The following is a 20,148-nucleotide window of genomic DNA, read 5'->3' as shown; positions in this document are numbered from 1 at the left end:
GGGCGGTCCGACCGGAGCATACAAGCACTTCTGCATAAGTATTTAGATAGCTGAAAATCAGCAAAAACTCAATCAGCGCTACGCCTCCTCAAGCAAGTGTTGCAGGTCGAACAGGCGGCGCTCTACCTGGGCCAGCAGGTCGGCGGGCACGGGGATTTGAATGCCATACCGGGTAAAGAGGTACCGCACCAACGCCGTGAGCTCGCGCAGTTCTTCCTGTAGCATGGTGCGGAGCTGCTCCCACTGCGCCGCGCCCACGGCAGCCCGGGCCAGGCAGGTGTGCCGCACGGCAATGAACTGGCCAACCACGGCAGCCAGATGGTCGAGCACCTGCTGCTCATCGGCGCTGAAGGTGCGGGGCTGGCGGTCGATGATGCAGAGCGTGCCGAGGAGGCGCTGGTCGGGCAGACGCAACGGGGCCCCGGCATAAAAGCGCAGCTTATTATCCTGAGCGGCGCGAACGGCTTCGGGCGTGAGCCGGGCACTGTCTTCGAGGAGCAGGTCGTGGTAAACCACGGTGCGGGCCTGCTGAATGGCCGTAGAGCACAGGGCTTCGACGCGGGGCTGCTGGTCGTTGCCGGGCATGCCGTGGTTGGCGGGGTAGTGCACCTCGTCTTCCTCAACCACGGCAATGAGGGAGATGGGTAGGCTGAATACCTGGGCGGTGAGGGCCACAAACTCATCGAACAACGGCTCGCTGAGGGTGGGCAGCACATCATATGCGCGAATACTTTGTAGCCGCTCGGGTTCGTTGGTGGGCAACAAATGGGCAGGAATAGCGGACATGGGCGACGGGCGAATGGAAAGCCTGCAAACATAGCGGCTATTGAGGCCAATAGCTTTCCGGGCTCAATGAATAAACGCCGGCCAGTCGAGGACAGGCTTATTTCCTGATACGGATAAATCTGCTTCCTAATGCATTATCGGCTCCTCAGTTCCCTGGTTTCAGGAAGGTAGCACGGCTTCCGGCTCCGGCGCGGGCGTGGCGGCTTCCTGGCTCAGCGTCTCGCGGATGAAGCCCTGGCGCAGGTGCTCATACAGCGAGTGCGGGTCCACGAGCGCGGCCACGGCCTGGGCCAGCATGGCCCCAATCAGCAGCTGGAAAATGGCCGAGTGCCGGTCCGTCATTTCCAGCACCAGAATAGCGGCCGTGAACGGCGAGCGCACCACCCCCGTCAGGAAGCCCACCATGCTCACCAGAATCAGCAGGTTGCGGTCGGCCACGGCTACGTGCGCCAGCTGCGCAATGCCGTCGCCGAGCAGCGCACCCGCGCTCAGCGAAGTGGCAAACACGCCGCCCGCCCCGCCGCTGCTGTAGCTCAGGGCCATGCCCACGAAGCGCACCGGAAACAGGTAGCCGGGCATCACGCCACTGTTTTGAAACAGCAGCCGGTTGATGATGGGCTTGCCCGTGCCCACGCCATCGGGCCCCACCAGGTAGGCCATTGCGGCCAGCAGCAGGCCGCAGCCCACCACCCAGCCCGCCTGCGTGAGCGGCGTAGTGAAGCGCTTGCGGTAGCTGTTCAGCCAGAGCAGGGTTTTGGCAAAATACGCACCTGCCAGCCCGCAGGCCACGGCCGCCACCATCACCAGGGCCTGGTACCAACCGGCCGGCGAAGTAATTTTGGGAAAGCCCAGGTACAGGTAGGAACCCAGAAACTGCTGGGCCGTGAGGCCCGCGATAATCACGGCGCTGAACACGGCCATGCGAAAGCGCGAGATGTGAATCTGGGTCAGCTCCTCTACCACGAACACGATGCCGCCCAGGGGCGTGTTGAAGGCCGCCGCCAGGCCGGCCGCGCCGCCGGTCACCAGCGCAATCTGGCGCGAGAGCTGGGGCCAGCCCGCCGGCTGCAGCCGGTTGATGGCCCGGAAAATGGCCGCCGAAACCTGAATCGTCGGCCCTTCGCGGCCGATAACGCCGCCCCCCAGCAGCAGCACCACGCTGCTGAGCACCTTCACGCCGGCCACCCGCAGGCTGAGCAGGTAGGCCGTGCGGCGGTGCTGCACGGGCGTCGAGAGCTCGATGCCGGCCATTACCTGCGGAATGCCACTGCCCCGCGCCGCCGGGGCCAGCCACTTCACCAGCGCCCACGAGGCCAGAAAGGCCAGCGGCGTGAGCCCGAAGGCCAGCAGCGGCTCGCGGCGCAGCCAGGAAAAACTAATTTCTTCGGCCCAGGCAAATACTTTTTCGTAGCCCACGGCCATGAGCCCGGTCAACAGCGAAGCAATCCAGAAGGGGAAGCTTTGCAGGATAAGACGCCGCACCCGCGCCGTGTACAGTGGTTGAATAAAAACGTGGTCGAACCAGGCCAGGACGCGGGCGTATCGGAAGGGAGAATCGGGCATATACTGTACAAAGGTGCAGGTAAATCGAGCGGGGAGCCGCCAGCCACCGCCTGTTTCTAACCGATTTGGCGGCTGGATAGTGACACAACCAACGTTATCTATCGTCCGTTTGGCTACCAGAGGCCGCCGTTCCAAGGGTTAGAATCGGCGCGCGTTTGCCAATTATCCATTTTTCCCGATGATGCATCCCACTACATCTACTACCCCCGCGCCCCAGGGCCACTATCGCAAGTTTTTGCTGATGATGGCCATTTCCTTCGTCATCATGTACGTGGTAATGTACCTCAACACCTACGCGCTCGGCCACGTCTATTTCAGCCTCACCCGCTTCTACATGACGGTACTGATGGTGACGGTGATGGCCGTGGTCATGCTGCTGATGATGCCCATGATGTACCCCAACAAAACCATGAACGGCATCATCATGGGAGCCAGCCTGACGCTGTTTGTGGGTGCCCTGATAATGGTGCGCAGCCAGACCTTCGTGAACGACACGCGCTGGATGAAGGCCATGATTCCGCACCACTCCATTGCCATTCTCACCAGCGAGCGGGCCAACATTCAGGACCCCGAAGTACGCAAGCTGGCCGATGACATCATCACCGCCCAAAAGCGGGAAATCTCCGAGATGCAGGCCATGATAAAGCGCCTGGAGCAGCAATAGCCGTTGATAGTCTGGTACCGGTTTGGCAATTCGCCGGGCCGATGCAGTGACGCATTCCAAACAGCTTTGCTAGAACGGCACTACTACCTTGGCGCTCAGGCTGCGGCCGGGGCTGAAAACCCCCAGCCGGCCGGTGGGCGAAGCGCGGTAGTACTCAAAGTATTTCAGGCGGTTGAGGTGGGCCTGATAGGCCACGTCGAACAGGTTATCGGCCTGCAATACCAGCTGCATGGCTTCGCGGCCGGCTTTGGTGCGGAAAGTGGTGCCCACACCGGTGCCGCACAGCACGTAGCCGGGGGTGCGGGTTTCGGCCCCGTCCACGGCGTAGAAGCGATTTTGGGCGGCGGTGACATCCACCGTGAAGCGGAAGTAGCTGTTGGTGAGGCGGCGGCCGGCGCGTTCGGGTGCCACCAAGCGCAGCTCAGAACGCGAGGTGGGGGCCGGAATCAGGGGCAGGTAGCGGCCGGCATCGCCCACCCGCTCGCGCAGGGCCGCATTTTCGTTGAGGCCGATGACCAGGGCCGCCCCGGTGCGCAGGCTGGCCCAGGGCAGGGCCGTGGGGTGGAAATTGAGCGCTATTTCGCCGCCGTAGAGGCTGGCCGCCGCCTGCTGAAACTGGTAGGTGGAGTTGCCCACCGCGTCGCGCAGGGGCTGGCCTTGCGCATCGTACTGCCGGGCCTGGTAAATGAAGTTATCGACGTGGTTGTAAAAAACCTCCGCGCTTCCCTCAAAGCCGGGCGTTTTGTAGAGGATGCCCAGGTCTTCCTGCACGTTGAATTCGGGGGTGAAGTCGCGGTTGCCCAGGTACACGATGTGCGCGCCGGGGTCGAGGCCATTGGAGCCGATTTCGGGCACGTTCGGGGCGCGGTAGCCCCGCGCCACGTTGGCCCGCAGCACCAAGCGCTCGCCTAGCGCGTAGCTGCCGCCCAGGCTGGCCGACAGCCCGGTGTAGGTACGGCCAAAGCCGGGATACTGCAGGTCAGCGCCGGCCGTGGCCGGGCCGGCCACGGCATCGAAGCCCGTGGCGGGGTTGGGGGCCACGTAAAAGTCGTCCCAGCGCACCCGGCGCACGTCATAGCGCAGGCCGCCGGTCAGCTCCAGGCCGCCAAACGTTTTTTTCAGCACTCCGAAGCCGCCGAGGTCGAACAGCCGGTAGGGCGGAATGGCGAAATCGGTGGCGTTCAGGTGCTGGTTGGCCTGGCTCATGCCGTTGGCGCCCACCGTCAGTTCGTAGCCGCGCACGGCGGCCAGCAGGTAGCGGGCCTGGTAGTTCACGGTGGTGAGCTGCAGGTCGAGGCCCGGCTGGCTGGTGGCGGTGGGGTGGTTGAATTCCTGGCGGTGGTTTTGCTGCACGCCCAGCAGCAGGCGCAGCTCGCCGGCCCCCAGCTTCACCTCGCTGGTGGCAAAGGCCCGGTAGTGACGGATGCGCTGGCGCAGGTCGGCAATGCGGTAGCTTATCAGCTCGTCGTCGCTCACCAGCGGGCGGTTCCCGATATCATCCCTATTGGCCTCAAACACCTGCCGCGTAAAGCGGCGGCTGAGCGAGTCGCGGCTGCCGTCGGGAATTTCCTGGCGGTCGTCGTAGCTGGTCAGCCAGAGGTGCACCCCGCCCCAGGCCCTGGCCAGGCCCACCATGCCGGTGAGCTGGGTTTCGGCAAAGCCGGTGTTGTACACGCGGCCGTCCACCGGGTTTTGGTAGTCGCGGGCCAGGCGGTGGCTGCCGCGCAGGCTGGCCTGAAACCCGTTTTTTTGGTAGTTGAAGGCCAGCGAGTTGCCAATCAAGCCGTTCACGCTCTGGTATTCGGTCAGCGCCTCGCCGTGCAGCTGGCCGGCGGGGCCGGCGGGCAGGGCCGGCAGCAAGTTCACCACCCCGGCCACGGCATCGGAGCCGTAGAGCAGGCTGGCGGGGCCCTTCACCACCTCAATGCGGTCCACGCCGTAGCCATCCACTTCAATGCCGTGCTCATCGCCCCACTGCTGCCCCTCCTGGCGCAGGCCGTTGAACATGGTGAGCACCCGGTTGTAGCCCAGCCCTCGGATAAACGGCTTGCTGACGTTGGGGCCGGTGGTGACGGCGCTGAGGCCCGGAATGCCCCGCACGGCCGCATCAATGGCATTGGCATTGGCATTGAGGCGGATTTCCCGGCCCGACAGGGCCGCGATGGGCACTGGCGAACGGCGGATTTCGGTACCCCGGCTCACGCCCGTCACCACCACTTCGCTCAGGGTTTTGCCCTCGGCAGTCAGGCGAATGGTCAGGGGCTTATCGGTGGGCACCGTTGCCGAGGGCGTAGCGGTGGCATAGCCCACGGCGCTCACTTGCAGCTGGTGGGAGCCGGCGGGCAGGTTGGGCAGGGCAAAGCGGCCGTTTTCGTCGGCCGTCGCGCCCCGGCTCAGCACCGGCACCGCCACGCTGGCGAAGGGCAGCGGCCGGCCGGCCGCGTCCAGCACCTGCCCGCTCAGGCTTTGGGCCCGCAGGGCAAATGGGCATACAAACAGCAGAACAAACAGATACAAGCACTTAACAGACATGGCAGGCATGGCTTGGCGTAAAAAACCAAGGAGTGCCCCTGCCCTACTAACAAGCCGAACAAAAGTACGTACATTTTTTAGGTTAGTCTAAAAATTAATTTAGCATGTACTAAAAATTATATCTAATGGCGTTGATAAAAGACCTCATAATATTGTTATACAGAATATTACGCAAATCAAACAATACTGAACACGTAACCCTTTGCATCTCGTCGTTGCTGCTGATGTTTGGGTACTTGTGCAAATGCGCAACCCTTGTTTTTTCTTAGCCCGAAGGCAGCATGGCGGGACAATTGGAGCCCTGGCGCACCCGAATCAGTTGAGGCACCTGCCCTGTGGGCCTCCCGATGGGTTCTGCTTTTATGACTGTGCCCTCCCCTTAACACCAGAAATCGGTTTCCGCACCCTAATCCACTTATAATAAGCCGATAAATGGCGCGAATCAGCCCAGACTCACGCCAACAAGCCATCGCATATTATCGAAATGCTGCAAAAACGGAGCGTTGCCGGCTTCGACGGTTCATACAACTTTAGTACCCGAAATTCCGTTTCGAAGACACAGCAACTCTGGCCGCCGACCTTAACTCGAACAACCCCAGCCTGATGACCCAGGCCCGTAGGGTGCAACGGCTGCAAGCCACCACCTAGGCCGGGCCGGCTACTCTGCGGGCCCTGCAGCAACCGCTCGGCCGGAACAGGCAGGCCCTGCCCGGCACAAAGCCGCCGGCCGCGGCCACGCCTTCAGTAGCCGGAAAGCTCCGGGCCGGCGCTTTACTGTCCGGCGGGCGGGCGGGCTGTTAACTTGCCAGCCGGGCAAACCTGCTGCCACTGGCAGCGCACGGGCAGGCGGCCGGTGGGCGGCACCCCCCACTTACTTTTTTTTCTTGATGAGCTTATTTACTTTTTCCGCCTCGCTACTAACGCTAGCAGCGTTATTTTCCTATCTGAATGCCCGGTTTATGCGCCGTCCGGCGGGCATTATGTTTTTGCTGCTGGGCGTGGCCGTGGCGCTGGGCGTGCTGGCCTGGGGCCACATTGTGCCGAGCTTCACCGTTGCCGTGCGCGGGGCGCTGCTACGGTTCGATTTCACGGAGTTTCTCATGGGCTCGGTGCTAAGCTTTCTGCTCTTTGCCGGTTCGCTGCACGTGCGGGTAAATGCCCTGAAAGCGGTGTGGCGCAGCATTGCGGCCTACTCCACGCTGGGAGTGCTGCTGGCTACCGGGCTGGTAGGCCTGGGCACCTATGCCCTGCTGAACCTGGCTGGCGTGGAGCTGCCGCTGCTGCCCTGCCTGCTGTTTGGGGCGCTCATTGCCCCCACCGACCCCATTGCCGTGCTGGGCATTCTGAAAACCACCGACCTCGATAAGAACATTGAAACCAACCTGGCCGGCGAGTCGCTCTTCAACGACGGCTTCGGGGTAGTGGTGTTTGTGACCTTGCTGGAGCTGGCCACGCCCGGCGACACGCCCAGCGCCGGCTCGGCGGCCCTGCTGCTGCTGCGCGAGGCCGGCGGCGGCTTGCTGGCCGGGGGGGTGCTGGCCTATGTGGGCTACCGCCTCATCAAAACCGTGGACCACTTCCAGACCGAAGTCATGCTGACCCTGGCCCTGGTAATGGGCGGCTACGCGCTGTGCCACGCGCTGGGCGTGTCGGGGCCGCTGGCCATGGTGGTGGCGGGCCTGGCCATTGGCAACGTGAGCCGCAGCGGGGCGGTGTCGGACACCACGCGCGACTACCTGGAAAAGTTCTGGGAGGCGCTCGACGAGGTGCTCAACGCCGTGCTCTTCGTGCTCATGGGCCTGGAGCTGGTCGTGATTGGGGTCAGCCCGTTTTACCTGGGGCTGGGCGTGGCGGCGGCCGTGCTGGCCCTGCTGGTGCGCTACGTGGTGCTCACGCTTACCACGGGGCTGTTGGGCCTGTCGCGGCAGCTGCCGCCGCGCACGCTGGCCATTCTGAGCTGGGGCGGACTGCGCGGGGGCATTTCGCTGGCCCTGGCCCTGGGCCTGCCCACGGGCATGCACCCCGAAGTATTTGTGCCCATGACGTTTGCCGTGGTGCTGTTTTCGGCCGTTGTGCAGGGGCTTACGTTAAAGAGGCTATTGGGCTGGCTCACCAGCCGCCCAGCTTAACCGGGCCACCGGGCCCGCGTTTGTTTTTGTCCCCTTTATAATGCTCCCCACCCAAAATTATTTTGCCAACGCCGTTGGCTCGGTCGATTTCTCCCCTGAAGACGGCTACGTGCACCTGCACTGGTCGGGCACGTCCATGACGAGCCTCGAGTTTCGGGCCCTTTACACGCATGCCCACAACCTGCTGCGCCGCTACCCGCTGCGCGGCCTCCTGGCCGACCACCGCGCCATGCCCGCCGCCCCCGACCCCGCCGACCGCGACTGGCTGCTGAATACCTGGCTGCCGGCCGTGCTGGAAGACACCGCCCTTGAGCGCTACGCCGTGGTGCCCACCCTCACGCCCGAAACCCGCCTGCACACGCCCACCATGGCCGCGCAGATGCGCCGGGCAGTCACCACGGCCTTTTTTGAGGAGATTCCGCCCGCCACAGAATGGCTGCGAGCGGATAAGGCCGTTTAGGCACCCGATGAGCATGTTGTTCCCGTTGATTTTCCTAGATTTTAACGAGCCCCACTCCCTCAATCAGTTGCATCTATACTAGCGGAATTTACCACTGTATTCCATACTTACTGGACGCAGTTTCTGTTTGTGCTGCCGCGCCTGGTGATGGCGGCGGTGCTGCTGGCCGTGACGTGGCTGGCTTCGAGCCGGCTGCGCAGCTTCCTTACGGCCAGGCTCGCGGCTCATTCGGCCGACCCACTGCTCACCAACTTCCTCACCCAAGTGGGGCGCTGGCTGCTGGTGCTGAGCGGGCTACTGCTGGCCCTGCAAATCATCGGGTTTTCGGGCGTGGTGGGCGGGCTGCTGGGCGGGCTGGGCTTGTCGGCATTCCTGGTTGGCTTCGCTTTTAAGGACATTGCGGAGAACTTCCTAGCCGGCGTCATTCTGGCGTTCAACCGGCCCTTCAACGTCAACGACAGCATTCAGGTGAAGGACCACATGGGCCGGGTGATGGAGCTGAACCTGCGCACGACGCGCATCAAAACCTACGACGGCAAGGATATTTACGTGCCCAATTCGGTGCTGCTGAAAGAATCGGTCACGAACTTCACCCGCGACGGTTTCATTCGGCAGAACTTCCTGGTCGGCATCGACTACGATGCCGACGTGCCCACCGTGATAGAAGCCATCAGCGGCCAGCTGCGGCAGGAGGACGAAGTGCTTCAGACGATTCCGCATGAGCCCTTTATTATCGTGCACGAGCTGGCTACCAGCACCGTAAACCTGAAAGTGTTTTTCTGGACGGAATCGGAAGAATACCGACGCGGCGTGCTGGAGCTGCGCTCGCGCGTGATGAACCGCGTGAAAACCGTACTCATGGCCGCCGACAATGTGTCGCTGCCCGCCGACATTGTGGAGATGCAATTCCCCAAAAACCTGCCCGAGCTACGCGTACGGATAATAGACCAGGCCCCGGCCGGCCCGCCCGCTGCTTAAATATGCCCCTACCCTCCGGTGCGGCTCCCGCGCCTATCTTGCCGCATGTTTGACGTCCTGCTTCGCTTTCTGCATATTCGCTTTCTGCTCACCGATGACATGGCCGAGCCGACCGAGATTCAGGCGGACGTAGAGGCCGGAATTGCGTTTCGGGGCACCAATCTGTGGGTCTTGATTTTCGCCATTCTGGTGGCATCAGTGGGGCTGAACGTGAATTCGACAGCCGTTATCATCGGGGCCATGCTGATTTCGCCGCTGATGGGCCCCATCGTGGGCATCGGCTACGGGGCGGCCACGCTGGAGCTGAACCTGATTCAGCGCGGGCTCAAAAGCCTGTTCACGGCCTCGACGTTCAGCCTGCTGGTTTCGGCCCTGTATTTCCGCCTCACGCCCCTCACCGATGCCGGCTCCGAGCTACTGTCGCGCACCGTGCCCACCACCTGGGACGTGCTCATTGCCCTGTTTGGCGGGGCGGCCGGAGCCGTGGCCCTCACCCGCAAGGGCCACACCAACGCCATCCCCGGGGTGGCCATTGCCACGGCCCTGATGCCGCCGCTGTGCACGGCCGGCTACGGGCTGGCCACGGCGCACTGGTCGTTTCTGTTTGGAGCGCTGTATTTATTTTCCATCAACTGCGTGTTCATTGCCCTGGCCACGTTTCTGGTGTGCCGGGTGCTGCCGCTGCCCAAGCACACCTTCGTGAGCGTGAAGCGGGCGCGGCGGGTGCAGCTGGGCATTTGGGCGGTGGCGCTGCTCACGGCCGCGCCCAGCGTGTACCTGGCCGTGGGCATCGTGCGCGACGGCACCTTTACGCACAACGCCCAGCGCTTCGTAGACGAGCAGCTGAACCTGCCCGGCACCTACGTCGTCACCAGCCGCATCAAGCCCCGGGCGCACACCATCAACGTGCTGCTGGCCGGCCAGCGGCTCACGGCGGCGCAGCTGCAAAAGGCCCGCACGCAACTCAATAGCTACCGCCTGGCCGGTGCTGGCCTCACCGTGCGCCAGGGCTTGGCCCGCCTCGACTCGACCGACACGCAGGCTCTGCGCAGCAGTGTGCTCGAAGACGTGCGCAGCCGCCAGGAGCAAACCCTGGTGGGCTACGAAACCCGTTTGGCCCAGCTCCAAAAGCTGCTATCCAACCCCGATAGCGCCGCCGTTGGCCTGCCCGGCGCGGTTTCGCTGCTGCGCGAAGTGCAGATAGAGCACCCCGCCGTGCGCCAGCTGGGCCTGAGCCGCCTGGTGCGCCCCGCCGCCGACTCGCTGCGGGCCGATACCACCGTGCTGGTAGCCGTGCGCACCCGCCGCCCGCTGCCCACCGCCGAGGAGCGCCGCCTGGCCGCCTGGCTGAGCCTGCGGGCCGGCAACCGCCAGCACGTGCGCCTGCTCGTTGAGCCGCAGAACGCCCCGCCCCCCCGACCGTCCCCAACCCGCCGGAAATCGTCGCGCCGCAGGTAGGCGCAACGTCGCAAATGGGCCAGGGATGTACCCCTACGGGCGCCGAAACGAACTTGCCGGCCCCAACCGCGTAAAGCTAAAGAGTCATACAGGCTTCTATTCTCATTCTCAAAAAATAACCCCTCACACTATGAAGCATTTTCCCACAGGCTTCAGCTGCTTATTTGCCCTGGCTTAGCCTTGCCGGGAGCGGCTATTCGCTGGGCCATTCGGCCAGCGACGACCTCAAATCGACGAATCCCGCCGTGGTCCTGCAGGCCCAAAAGGTGGGTGACCTCCAGCAGCAGGTAGATGCGCAGGAGAAAGCCTACAGCGACCAGAAAGACGCCGTGAAAGACCGGGAACGAGCCGTCGATAAACAGAAAGAGGAAGCCGATGTCGATAAGAAGTGACTCGATGCCCTGAAAAGCCAGCTCGACGGTGCCAAACAGAACCTAAAAGGCGTGAAAACGCAGGCCAAAACCCAGTAGCGGGCGGGTATCGATTGTCGGTTATAGAGTGGCCAGTTGCCAGGAAATAAGCATTCTTGATAATGGATACCCATTGGAGTTGTTTAGAAAGTCACAAGGTACTCAAACGGTCATGCAGCGCGCAGCGAAGCATCTTGCTCGCATCGTTGAACGGGCCTGACGATGCGAGCAAGATGCTGCGCGCTGCATGACCGTTCGGGGACTTTCTAAATAGCTTCATTAACTTACATCCAAAACATTATCCATGAGGCACTTGCTGACCGGATTCCGCTACCTGCTGGCCATGCTGAGCGCCCTGGCACTGCTGCTGACGTTGGTTTCGGTGGTGCCGTCGAGTGAATGGTGGGTGCAGATGCTGGGCTTCCCCCGATTCCAGACGCTGGTGGTGCTGACGGCACTGCTGCTGGGGTGGCTGGCACTGCGCTGGCCAGCGCACTGGCGGGTGCGGCAGGGGCTGCTTATCGGCCTGGGAGCAGGCATTGGCGTGCAGGTCTTTTTTCTGTGGCCCTACCTGCCCTTTGCCCCCAAAGAGGTGCCCAATGCCCCGGCCGGAGCCAGCACTCGGATTCGCATTTTGATAATCAACGTGTTGATGAAAAACCGGCAGGACGAGCGCCTACGGCAGCTGGTGCAGGCCGTGCAGCCCGATGTGCTGCTGGCCCTGGAACCCGATGCCTGGTGGGCACGGGCCCTGCGCCCCCTGCAACCCGCCTACCCCTACCGCGTAGAACTGCCCCGCGATAATGCCTACGGCATGATACTCTACTCGCGCCTGCCGCTGGCCCATACGCAGGTGCAAAACCTGCTCCAGCACGGCGTGCCGTCCATTCGCACGCGGCTGCGGCTGTCCGATGGCCGACAGGTCACGTTTTTTGGCATTCACCCCACGCCACCCATCCCCGATACCTACCCCGACGGCGTGGGCCTGCGCGGGAAGGCATTGCAGAAGGTAACCGATGCGGTGCGGCAGAATGAGCGCCCCACCATCGTGGCCGGCGACTTCAACGACGTGAGCTGGTCGGGTACCATTCATCAGCTCACCCGCGAGGGCGAGCTGCACGACGTGCGCCTCGGACGCGGCCTCTACAACACGTTTGATGCCCGCTCGACGCTGGCCCGCTGGCCGCTCGACCACTTTTTTGTCAGTGAGCCGTTTCAGGTAGTGGAGCTGAAGCGCCTGCCTGATGTGGGCTCCGACCATTTCCCTTTGTACATCGAGCTGGCGCTGCCTGACCGATAAGCCTTTTCACTGATAAGCATCACGTTATATTTACTCAACCTTCTAACGCACCCAACCGATGAGCACCTCTTCTTTTTCCAGCATCTTACTCCTGGTCGGCGCCCTGGCCTTGGCGGGCTGCCAATCGGGAACCGAAGCACCCGTGGCGGCCGACCTGAACTCCGCCAACCCCGCCGTGGCCGAGCAAGCCCGCAAAGTGCAGGAGCTAACCACCCAGATTGCCCAGCAAAAGGCCGTTATCGAAACCGAGAAAAATAAGCTCACCGCCATCGAGCAGCAGCTGGAAGGGTCGAAGCAGAACCTGGAAGGCATCAAAAAAGAAGTACAGGCTACTCCCTAACGGCCCGCGCTACTGCGGCTGGCGCAGAAATATTTTCCGCACTTCGCTGTTTCCCTGCACCTCCTTATTTAGCTACATGGACTTTTCCATCGCCTGGCAGAAAATCAACCAGATGGGCCGCAATTTCATGGCCCTACTGCCCAACCTGCTCTTTGGGCTGGTGGTGTTCGTGGTGTTTATTCTCATTGTCCGCGGGGTGAAAGCACTGGTCGAGCGGCTGGTGCAGAACCGGGGCCAAAGCCAAAGCCTGAAGCTGCTGCAGAGCCAGTTATCCTACGTGGCCACGTTGCTGCTGGGCATCCTGGTTACGGTTACCATCATGGTGCCCAGCTTCACGCCGGCCAGCCTTATCAGCGCGCTGGGCGTGGGGGGCGTGGCCATCGACTTTGCCTTCAAGGACATTTTTCAGAACTTCCTGGCTGGGGTGCTGCCGCTGGTTACCGAGCCCTTCCGAATCGATGACCAGATTAAGTACAAGGACTTTGAGGGCACGGTCGAAACGATTCAGACGCGAGCCACCACCATCAAAACTTACGACGGCCGGCGGGTGGTTATTCCCAACGCCGAGCTGTTTATCAACGCCGTAACGGTGAACACGGCCTACGACAAGCGCCGCCTGCAATATGACATCGGCATTGGCTACGGCGACGATATCGACAAGACCCGCCAGCTCTATTATGGAGGCCATGAAGGACGTGGATAGCGTGCTGGCCGACCCCGTCCCCGAGGCGCTGGCAGTGGATTTGGCCGGCAGCAGCGTCAACATCCGCGCCCGCTGGTGGATTAACCCGCCGCGCCGCGCCGACATTATGGGCGCGCAGGACCGGGTGTTGGAAGCCATCAAAAACACGCTCACCGCCCACGGCATCGACCTGCCCTTCCCCACCCAGCAAATTCTGTGGCACGACCAGACCGAAGCCACCGACGGCGACCGCAAAAGCCAGCGCGAAGGCTGGCCCGCCGGTAAAGGCGACGTGCCCCAGTCGTGGGCCGCCGCGCAGCAGGAACAGCAAGCCGCCTCCGATGCCGCCGCGCCACCGGAGCAAGCGGGAAAAGCTGCCGGCTGAAGCCTGCCCCCTACCCGCAACAGGCCCGCCGATGCGACCCGAATAAACCGGGGCCGAGCGCGGCCACGTATCAACGGGTACCCTACACTTCTATTTTTACTGCATGCTTGAGATTCACCGCACCTTTAATTTGCTTTCCAACAAGGTTATGAGCTGGGTGGAGCAGTTTATCCTACTGCTGCCCAACCTGTTCATTACTATACTGGTCCTCACGGCCACGGTATTTGCCGCCCGGCTCACGCGGCGGGCACTGGCCAGCGTGCTGCCCCGGATGTCGCCGGGGGCTGTCACGCTGCATAGCCTCATCAGCACGCTGGCGTATGTGGCGGTGCTGCTGGTGGGTATCTTTTTCGGGCTCGAAGTGCTGGGGCTCGATAAAACGGTAACGTCGCTGCTGGCCGGCGTGGGGATTATTGGCCTGGCGCTGGGCTTTGCGTTTCAGGACATTGCGGCCAACTTCATCAGCGGCATCATCATCGCCGTGCAGCGCCCTTTCACGGTGGGCGACGTGATTCAGACCGATGCCTTTTTTGGCACCATCGAGTGCATCAACCTGCGCACGCTCGACCTGCGCCAGGTAACCGGCGAGCTGGTGCGTATGCCCAACCGCAAGGTGTTCGAAAGCGCCGTGACCAACTACAGCGTCACCACCCGCCGCCGCGTGGACGTGGAGTGCGGCGTGGCCTACCGCTCCGACCTGGACCAAGTGCGCGCCGTGGTGCTGGCCGCGATGGAAGATTTCCCTGAGCTGCTCACCGAGCAACCGCCGCAGGTAATGTTCACCGGCTTTGCCGACAGCGCCATCACGTTCAGCCTGCGCTTCTGGATTCCGTACCGCCGGCAGGTCGACTACGTGGGGGCCAAGAGCGAGGCCATTATGCGCATTAAGCGAGCCTTCGACGCGGCCGGCATCGTTATCCCCTTCCCCATGCGCACCCTGGAATTGCCGGCCGAAGTGCTGGCCCGCCTGGGCGGCGCCGTGTAGCCATATAGCGAAGCTGTTTAGAAAGTCGCGTTGCGCCGGTCCGACCGCCCTAGGGCGGTCGGACCGGTTGCCGCCAGAACGCCGCCAGCGGTTGTGCGACCGATACCAACGGCAACCGGTCGGACCGCCTAGGGCGGTCGGACCGGCGCAATGCACCGGAGCTACACGCGGGTCAGCGCTCCAACCACAACCCCAGCCCCCCGAACGGGGTACCCTATAAGGAACTAGCCCCGCACCGCGGGGCCCACGCATACCAACTCCGCAACCTGATGACGAAACATACCTATGACATGGGCCTGATTGGCAATTGCGCCTTTCTGGGCCTCATTGGCACCGATACGGCCGTGCGCTGGCTTTGCTGGCCGCGCTTCGACAGCAGCTTTGTGTTTGGCAGCCTGCTCGATGAGGACAAGGGCGGTGAGTACAGCATCCGGCCCGCCGCCGGCATTACCGGGCCGGGCCGGCAGTATTACCAGCCCAACACCAACGTGCTGTGTACCGAAATCGAAACCGAGGACGGCCGCTACCGCGTCACCGACTTCGCGCCCCGCTTCCCGCAGTATGAGCGGTATTATAAGCCGCTGATGTTTATCCGGAAGGTGGAGCCGCTGAGTGGCGCGCCCCGTATCCGGGTGGCCTGCCGGCCGGTGGGCAAGTACGGCGAGCTCGCCCTCACGCCCCGCCGCAGCTCTAACCACATCGCGTTTCTGGGTCTGGAAGAGGAAATCCGCCTCACCACCAATATCCCGCTCACTTACATTTTCGACGAGGAAGATTTCGTGCTGAACGAAACCAAGTACCTCGTGCTCACCTACGGCGCGCCTTTGGAAGCTCCCCTGGAAAGCACTGCCGAGCGGTTTCTGCTGGCCACCGCCGCCTACTGGCGCGACTGGGTGAAGAGCACCAGTATCGGCAGCTTCCACCAAGAGCAGGTCATTCGCTCGGCCCTGGCCCTGAAAATCCATCAGTACGAAGACACCGGGGCCGTGATTGCGGCCAGCACCACCAGCCTGCCCGAAGCCCCCGGCAGCACCCGTAACTGGGACTACCGCTTCTGCTGGATGCGCGACACGTACTACATCCTCACGGCCTTCAACAACATCGGCCACTTTGAGGAGTTGGAGCGGTATTTCCACTTCATTGCCAATATCAGCACCAAGGTGAAGGATAAGTTTCAGCCGCTGTATGGCATCGGCGGGGCCTCGGAGCTGACGGAAACGGAACTGCCGCTGGCCGGCTACCTCGGCAACCAGCCGGTGCGCATCGGCAACGATGCGTACACGCACATTCAGAACGACGTGTACGGGCAGGTGCTGGTGGCGCTGCTGCCGCTGTACGTGGATAGCCGCTTCCGCGACCCCGAGCGCGTGGCCCCGCTGGGCCTGGTGGAGGAGTGCCTGCGCCTCATCGAAACCACCATGGACCAGCCCGACGCCGGCCTCTGGGAGTTCCGCCACATTGCCCAGAAGCACTGCTACACCTACCTTTTCCACTGGGCTGGCAGCCACGCCGCCCGCCGCGTGGCCCAAAGTCTGGGCGATGTCGAAATGGAAATCCGGGCCACCGGCCTGATGGAGAAGTCCCAAACGCGTCTGGAAGAGTGCTTTAATGCCGAGCGCGGCGTGTACACCAACGCCATCGGCTCGCCGCACCTCGATGCCAGCACCATTCAGCTCATCACCATGGGCTACCTCGACCCTTCATCAGAAAAGGCCAAAAACCACCTCGTCGAGCTGGAAAAGGAGCTAATGACGCCCGAGGGCCTGTTCTACCGCTACCGCCACCCCGACGATTTCGGCACGCCCGAAACCACGTTCCTCATCTGTTCCTTCTGGTACGTGGAGGCCCTGGCCTGCGTCGGCCGCCTCGACGAGGCCATCCGCGAGTTTGAGCACCTCACGTCCTACGCCAACCACCTCGGCCTGCTGAGCGAGGACGTGGACGCCAAAACTGGCTCGCAGTGGGGCAATTTCCCGCAGGCTTACAGCCACGTGGGGCTGGTGAATGCGGCTTACCGCATCGCTCAGCGGTTGGATAAACCGAGCTTCGTGGGCTGAAGTGAGTAGACCAATAAAAAAGGACGTCCTGCTGAACTGGCTCAGCAGGACGTCCTTTTTGTTGGAGTCTGTTTAGGACGTCGCGTTATTCCGGTCCGACCGGTTGTCGTTAGCATCGGTCGCACAACCGCTGGCGGCGTTCTGGCGGCAACCGGTCGGACCGCCTAGGGCGGTCGGACCGGAGCAACGAACCAGCGCCGACTTCCTAAATAGCTTCATGGACTGGCAATCTGCCGGACTAAAGCGGAAACGCTTATTTTGACGCAGCTTTGCGCGGCCATTCGTTGCCATTATTTCTCCTCCCATGTCCCTCCCCCTCGTAGCGCCCCTGCCTCCCGATGCCAATGCCGAAGTAGCGCAGCTGGCCACTTTTTTCAACGAAACGCTGGGTTTCTGCCCCAACAGCGTGCTTACTATGCAGCACCGGCCGGCCATTGCCACGGCGTTTATTGAGCTGAATAAGGCCGTGATGGCCAACCACGGCCGCGTGAGCAGTGCCCTCAAGCGCCTCATCGGCTACGTGAGCAGCCTGGCGGCGGGTTGCCAGTACTGCCAAGCCCACACCATGCTGGCTGCCGGCCGCTACGGAGCCGAGCAGGAGCAGATGGACCACATCTGGGAATATGCCACGCACGCCGCCTTCTCGCCGGCCGAGCGCGCGGCCCTGGACTTTGCCGTGGCCGCCTCGGCCGTGCCCAACGCCGTGAACGAGGCCATTGCCAGCAACCTTCGCCAGCACTGGAACGAGGGCGAAATCGTGGAAATACTGGGCGTCGTCAGCCTCTTTGGCTACCTAAACCGCTGGAACGACTCAATGGGCACGCACCTGGAGCCCGGCGCCGTGGCCCTGGGCGAGCAGCAGCTGGCCAGCCACGGCTGGACGCCCGGCAAGCACGCCTGAACGGTGTAGAGACGCGACACCTCGCGTCTCATCGTTGAACGAAGGCTGGCCATTTGACGCAGCCAATGAGCTAAACGCACTGATTCAACCAGCGTGTAAACGACATCAGCAACGAATAGAGACGTGAAGTATCACGCCTCTATTCGTTGCTGATGTCGTTTGTATCCGTCATGGTTTTGGTCGTTCAACTCGAATTGTTCAACGACGCGACGCGAAGTGTCGCGTCTCTACCTCGTTATCACACAATCAATTGTCGCAGGAGCTTCCGCACATCCGTGGGCGAGGCGATGTGGAAGCGGGCGGCCGAGTGTTGGGCCTGACCCACGCGCACGGTGTAGGCTTCGGGCGGCAAGGCACGGAAGGTATCCTCGTCGGTGCGGTCGTCGCCGATGGCCAGCATGAAGCCGGGCTCGTATTGGCCCAGCCAGCGCACGGCCGCTGTGCCTTTGTTGATGCCGGCATTCTTGATTTCGAGCACTTTATTGCCTTCCAGCACCTGCAAATCGGTGTTGGCGGTGATGAAGCTGAGGTGGCTGAGCAACTCGCGGGCGCGTACCGGGCCCAGCTCGGCATCGGCGCGGCGGTAGTGCCAGACAAGCGAGTAGTCCTTCTCCTCGATGAAGGAGCCGGCGGTGCGGGCCACGTACACTTCCAGCACCGGGCGCAGCTCGCGCTTCCAGTCGTTGCGCAGGGGTTGGAACAGCTCCCATTCGGTCGCTTCGGCCCCGCGCAGCCACACGCCGTGCTCGGCAATGAAGTGCAGCGGCAGGTGGCCCAGCCACTTTTGCAGGGTGTTACGGTCGCGGCCCGAAATCACCACCACGCGGTTCTGCGGGTTGTCGGTGAGGGCACGCAGCAGCAGGCGCAGCTCCTGGTCGGGGGCGGCGCGGGTGGGGTCGGGGTGGAAGGGCACGAGCGTACCGTCGTAGTCGAGCAGCAGCAGGCGCTGCTCGGCAGCGTGGTAATCGGCCAGCAGCATGGCGGTGGCGGCTTCGTCGAGGTTGGCCGTGGCCAGGGTTTCTTGCTTCATCTTGGTATAGGCCAGCTGGTTCATAAAAAGTTTGGTCCAGGCAAACACGTTGTAGCGCTGCACCAGCGCCTGCATGTTGCGCATGCGGCGTTCCTGCTCGTCGTCGGGCATCACCAGGGCCTCGTGCAGGGATTCGGCTAGGGCGCGGGTGTCGGTCGGGTTGATGATGAGGGCATCGGACAGCTCGCGGGCCGCGCCGGCGCGCTCGCTCAAGATGAGCACGCCCCGATGGTCGAGCCGGCTGGCCACGTACTCCTTGGCTACCAAGTTCATGCCGTCGCGCAGAGGCGTTACCAGGCCCACGTCGGCCATGGCATAAAGTGCCGCCAGCTCGGGCAACGGAAACGAGCGGTAGAAGTAGTGCACCGGGCTCCAGCTGATGGTGCGGTACTGGGCGTTGATGCGGCCCACCAGTTCATCGACCTCCTCTTTTAGCGACGCATATTGCGCTACCTGGTCGCGCGAGGGCACCACCACCATAATCAGGCTCACTTGCCCGCGCCACTCGGGATAGCGCTCCAGCAGCTCATTAAAGGCCCGCAGGCGCTGCGGAATGCCCTTGGTGTAGTCCAGGCGGTCGATGCTGAGGATGACGCGGGTGTTGCCCAGCGCCTGCCGGTACTCGGCCGTGTGGGCCTGCGCTTCTTCCGAAGCGGCGGCCGTGGCGTAGCGCTCGTAGTCGATGCCCATCGGGAAAGCATCGACGCGCACGGTGTGGCTGGGCGTCTCAATCTGGCCGTTCTGGTTGGGCAGGCCCAGCTGCTGCGATACCGCGCTGAGGAAGTGGCGCATGTAGCCAAAGGTGTGAAAGCCAATCAAATCGGCCCCCAGCATGCCGCGCAGCAGCTCCGTGCGCCAGGGCAGCACCCGAATCAGCTCGTACGACGGAAACGGGATGTGCAGGAAGAAGCCGATGGTGGCCCGGGGCCGGGCGCGGCGCAGCAGCTCGGGCAGCAGCAGCAGCTGGTAATCGTGCACCCAGATAATGTCGTCGGGGCCGGACTGGGCCAGCACGGCCTTGCAAAATTTCTCGTTCACGGCCACGTAGGCGTCCCAGTGCTCGTCGACGTAAGTAGAAAACTCGGTGAAATAATGAAAAGTGGGCCAGAGCGTGGAGTTGCTGAAACCCTCGTAATAGTCCCTGATTTCGTCTTCGGTGAGGAAAACCGGGGCCATGTTGTCGGCGTGCAGCTCCTGGGTAATGAAGCTTTCCTCGGATTCGTCGTGCACAAACAGGCCGGGCCAGCCCACCCACACGTTGTCGCCCTGGCGATAGATGGAGCCCAGGCCAGTGGCCAAGCCGCCCTCGCTGGGCTGAAAAGTGAGGCCGTCGTCGGTACGCTGAACTTTGGTGGGAAGACGGTTAGAAACAATAATCGTTTTTGACATAGCAGAAGGGCTGAATCAGCCAAAGGAGTTGTTTAGAAAGTCACAAAAGGTACTCAAACGGTCATGCAGCGCGCAGCGAAGCATCTTGCTCGCATCGTT

17 protein-coding genes are annotated in these 20,148 nt (G+C 62.6%); 13 read left to right on the top strand and 4 right to left on the bottom strand.

Going from position 1 to position 20,148, the window contains the following annotated elements; translation table 11 throughout:
* Positions 1 to 78 precede the first annotated feature (78 nt).
* Together KQ661_RS06175 and KQ661_RS06170 are read right to left on the bottom strand one after the other, a co-directional pair.
* Positions 79 to 786 carry a GAF domain-containing protein gene (locus KQ661_RS06175; RefSeq protein ID WP_216685933.1) on the bottom strand — a complete coding sequence of 236 codons (708 nt, stop codon included), beginning with the start codon at positions 784 to 786 and terminating at the stop codon, positions 79 to 81.
* A gap of 159 nt (positions 787 to 945) precedes the next feature.
* Positions 946 to 2,349 carry a chloride channel protein gene (locus tag KQ661_RS06170; protein WP_216679838.1) on the bottom strand — a complete coding sequence of 468 codons (1,404 nt, stop codon included), beginning with the start codon at positions 2,347 to 2,349 and terminating at the stop codon, positions 946 to 948.
* A 178-nt stretch (positions 2,350 to 2,527) separates the two neighbouring features.
* On the opposite strand from KQ661_RS06170, the gene KQ661_RS06165 reads away from it, so the two are divergent.
* Positions 2,528 to 3,013, top strand: a complete 486-nt coding sequence (locus tag KQ661_RS06165; RefSeq protein ID WP_226915741.1) for a DUF305 domain-containing protein — start codon at positions 2,528 to 2,530, stop codon at positions 3,011 to 3,013.
* 69 nt (positions 3,014 to 3,082) lie between these two features.
* Here the strand turns inward: KQ661_RS06165 and KQ661_RS06160 are convergent, their stop codons facing one another.
* A complete protein-coding gene (locus tag KQ661_RS06160) occupies positions 3,083 to 5,554 on the bottom strand; it encodes a TonB-dependent receptor (RefSeq protein ID WP_235726934.1) in 2,472 nt (823 codons plus the stop codon).
* A gap of 878 nt (positions 5,555 to 6,432) precedes the next feature.
* Here KQ661_RS06160 and KQ661_RS06155 point away from each other — a divergent pair.
* The 12 genes from KQ661_RS06155 to KQ661_RS06100 all read left to right on the top strand — a co-directional run bounded on the left by KQ661_RS06155 (position 6,433) and on the right by KQ661_RS06100 (position 17,630).
* A complete protein-coding gene (locus KQ661_RS06155) occupies positions 6,433 to 7,674 on the top strand; it encodes a cation:proton antiporter (protein WP_216679836.1) in 1,242 nt (413 codons plus the stop codon).
* Between the two features lie 40 nt (positions 7,675 to 7,714).
* Positions 7,715 to 8,134 carry a hypothetical protein gene (locus KQ661_RS06150; RefSeq protein ID WP_216685932.1) on the top strand — a complete coding sequence of 140 codons (420 nt, stop codon included), beginning with the start codon at positions 7,715 to 7,717 and terminating at the stop codon, positions 8,132 to 8,134.
* A gap of 75 nt (positions 8,135 to 8,209) precedes the next feature.
* Entirely contained in the window at positions 8,210 to 9,112 is a 903-nt protein-coding gene (locus KQ661_RS06145; protein WP_216679834.1) for a mechanosensitive ion channel family protein, read from the top strand.
* Between the two features lie 45 nt (positions 9,113 to 9,157).
* Entirely contained in the window at positions 9,158 to 10,570 is a 1,413-nt protein-coding gene (locus tag KQ661_RS06140) for a DUF389 domain-containing protein (RefSeq protein WP_216679833.1), read from the top strand.
* A gap of 164 nt (positions 10,571 to 10,734) precedes the next feature.
* Positions 10,735 to 10,962, top strand: coding sequence for a hypothetical protein (locus tag KQ661_RS06135; RefSeq protein WP_216679832.1), 228 nt, complete (start codon positions 10,735 to 10,737; stop codon positions 10,960 to 10,962).
* 331 nt (positions 10,963 to 11,293) lie between these two features.
* The gene (locus KQ661_RS06130) at positions 11,294 to 12,280 is read left to right on the top strand and encodes an endonuclease/exonuclease/phosphatase family protein (RefSeq protein WP_216685931.1); all 987 of its coding nucleotides are present in this window, start codon (positions 11,294 to 11,296) and stop codon (positions 12,278 to 12,280) included.
* Positions 12,281 to 12,338: 58 nt separating this feature from the next.
* Complete coding sequence (locus KQ661_RS06125; protein WP_216679830.1) at positions 12,339 to 12,620, top strand: hypothetical protein; 282 nt, start codon at positions 12,339 to 12,341, stop codon at positions 12,618 to 12,620.
* 76 nt (positions 12,621 to 12,696) lie between these two features.
* On the top strand, positions 12,697 to 13,323 hold the full coding sequence (locus KQ661_RS06120; protein ID WP_216685930.1) for a mechanosensitive ion channel family protein: 627 nt from the start codon (positions 12,697 to 12,699) through the stop codon (positions 13,321 to 13,323).
* Positions 13,307 to 13,687, top strand: coding sequence for a mechanosensitive ion channel family protein (locus KQ661_RS06115; protein WP_216679828.1), 381 nt, complete (start codon positions 13,307 to 13,309; stop codon positions 13,685 to 13,687). The genes KQ661_RS06120 and KQ661_RS06115 overlap by 17 nt, the downstream gene beginning before the upstream one ends.
* Positions 13,688 to 13,790: 103 nt before the next feature.
* Positions 13,791 to 14,672: a mechanosensitive ion channel family protein gene (locus tag KQ661_RS06110; protein WP_216679827.1), complete on the top strand. Its 882-nt coding sequence runs from the start codon at positions 13,791 to 13,793 to the stop codon at positions 14,670 to 14,672.
* 269 nt (positions 14,673 to 14,941) lie between these two features.
* Positions 14,942 to 16,729: a glycoside hydrolase family 15 protein gene (locus KQ661_RS06105; RefSeq protein WP_216679826.1), complete on the top strand. Its 1,788-nt coding sequence runs from the start codon at positions 14,942 to 14,944 to the stop codon at positions 16,727 to 16,729.
* 304 nt (positions 16,730 to 17,033) lie between these two features.
* Positions 17,034 to 17,630, top strand: coding sequence for a carboxymuconolactone decarboxylase family protein (locus tag KQ661_RS06100; RefSeq protein WP_216679825.1), 597 nt, complete (start codon positions 17,034 to 17,036; stop codon positions 17,628 to 17,630).
* Positions 17,631 to 17,868: 238 nt separating this feature from the next.
* On the opposite strand, the gene KQ661_RS06095 is transcribed toward KQ661_RS06100, so the two are convergent.
* The gene (locus KQ661_RS06095) at positions 17,869 to 20,049 is read right to left on the bottom strand and encodes a bifunctional alpha,alpha-trehalose-phosphate synthase (UDP-forming)/trehalose-phosphatase (protein WP_216685929.1); all 2,181 of its coding nucleotides are present in this window, start codon (positions 20,047 to 20,049) and stop codon (positions 17,869 to 17,871) included.
* Between the last annotated feature and the right edge of the window lie 99 nt (positions 20,050 to 20,148).

Origin of the sequence: Hymenobacter siberiensis, assembly GCF_018967845.1 — a bacterium.
GTDB classification, from domain to species: domain Bacteria; phylum Bacteroidota; class Bacteroidia; order Cytophagales; family Hymenobacteraceae; genus Hymenobacter; species Hymenobacter siberiensis.
The sequence above is the reverse complement of the archived record's forward strand: the minus strand, read 5'-3'. Positions and strand labels throughout refer to the sequence as shown.

Excerpts from the sequence above, each read along its gene's own strand:
- KQ661_RS06175 (WP_216685933.1), bottom strand. The coding sequence starts at position 786 with ATGTCCGCTATTCCTGCCCATTTGTTGCCCACCAACGAACCCGAGCGG.
- KQ661_RS06170 (WP_216679838.1), bottom strand. The coding sequence starts at position 2,349 with ATGCCCGATTCTCCCTTCCGATACGCCCGCGTCCTGGCCTGGTTCGAC.
- KQ661_RS06165 (WP_226915741.1), top strand. The coding sequence starts at position 2,528 with ATGATGCATCCCACTACATCTACTACCCCCGCGCCCCAGGGCCACTAT.
- KQ661_RS06160 (WP_235726934.1), bottom strand. The coding sequence starts at position 5,554 with ATGCCTGCCATGTCTGTTAAGTGCTTGTATCTGTTTGTTCTGCTGTTT.
- KQ661_RS06155 (WP_216679836.1), top strand. The coding sequence starts at position 6,433 with ATGAGCTTATTTACTTTTTCCGCCTCGCTACTAACGCTAGCAGCGTTA.
- KQ661_RS06150 (WP_216685932.1), top strand. The coding sequence starts at position 7,715 with ATGCTCCCCACCCAAAATTATTTTGCCAACGCCGTTGGCTCGGTCGAT.
- KQ661_RS06140 (WP_216679833.1), top strand. The coding sequence starts at position 9,158 with ATGTTTGACGTCCTGCTTCGCTTTCTGCATATTCGCTTTCTGCTCACC.
- KQ661_RS06125 (WP_216679830.1), top strand. The coding sequence starts at position 12,339 with ATGAGCACCTCTTCTTTTTCCAGCATCTTACTCCTGGTCGGCGCCCTG.
- KQ661_RS06120 (WP_216685930.1), top strand. The coding sequence starts at position 12,697 with ATGGACTTTTCCATCGCCTGGCAGAAAATCAACCAGATGGGCCGCAAT.
- KQ661_RS06115 (WP_216679828.1), top strand. The coding sequence starts at position 13,307 with ATGAAGGACGTGGATAGCGTGCTGGCCGACCCCGTCCCCGAGGCGCTG.
- KQ661_RS06110 (WP_216679827.1), top strand. The coding sequence starts at position 13,791 with ATGCTTGAGATTCACCGCACCTTTAATTTGCTTTCCAACAAGGTTATG.
- KQ661_RS06105 (WP_216679826.1), top strand. The coding sequence starts at position 14,942 with ATGACGAAACATACCTATGACATGGGCCTGATTGGCAATTGCGCCTTT.
- KQ661_RS06100 (WP_216679825.1), top strand. The coding sequence starts at position 17,034 with ATGTCCCTCCCCCTCGTAGCGCCCCTGCCTCCCGATGCCAATGCCGAA.
- KQ661_RS06095 (WP_216685929.1), bottom strand. The coding sequence starts at position 20,049 with ATGTCAAAAACGATTATTGTTTCTAACCGTCTTCCCACCAAAGTTCAG.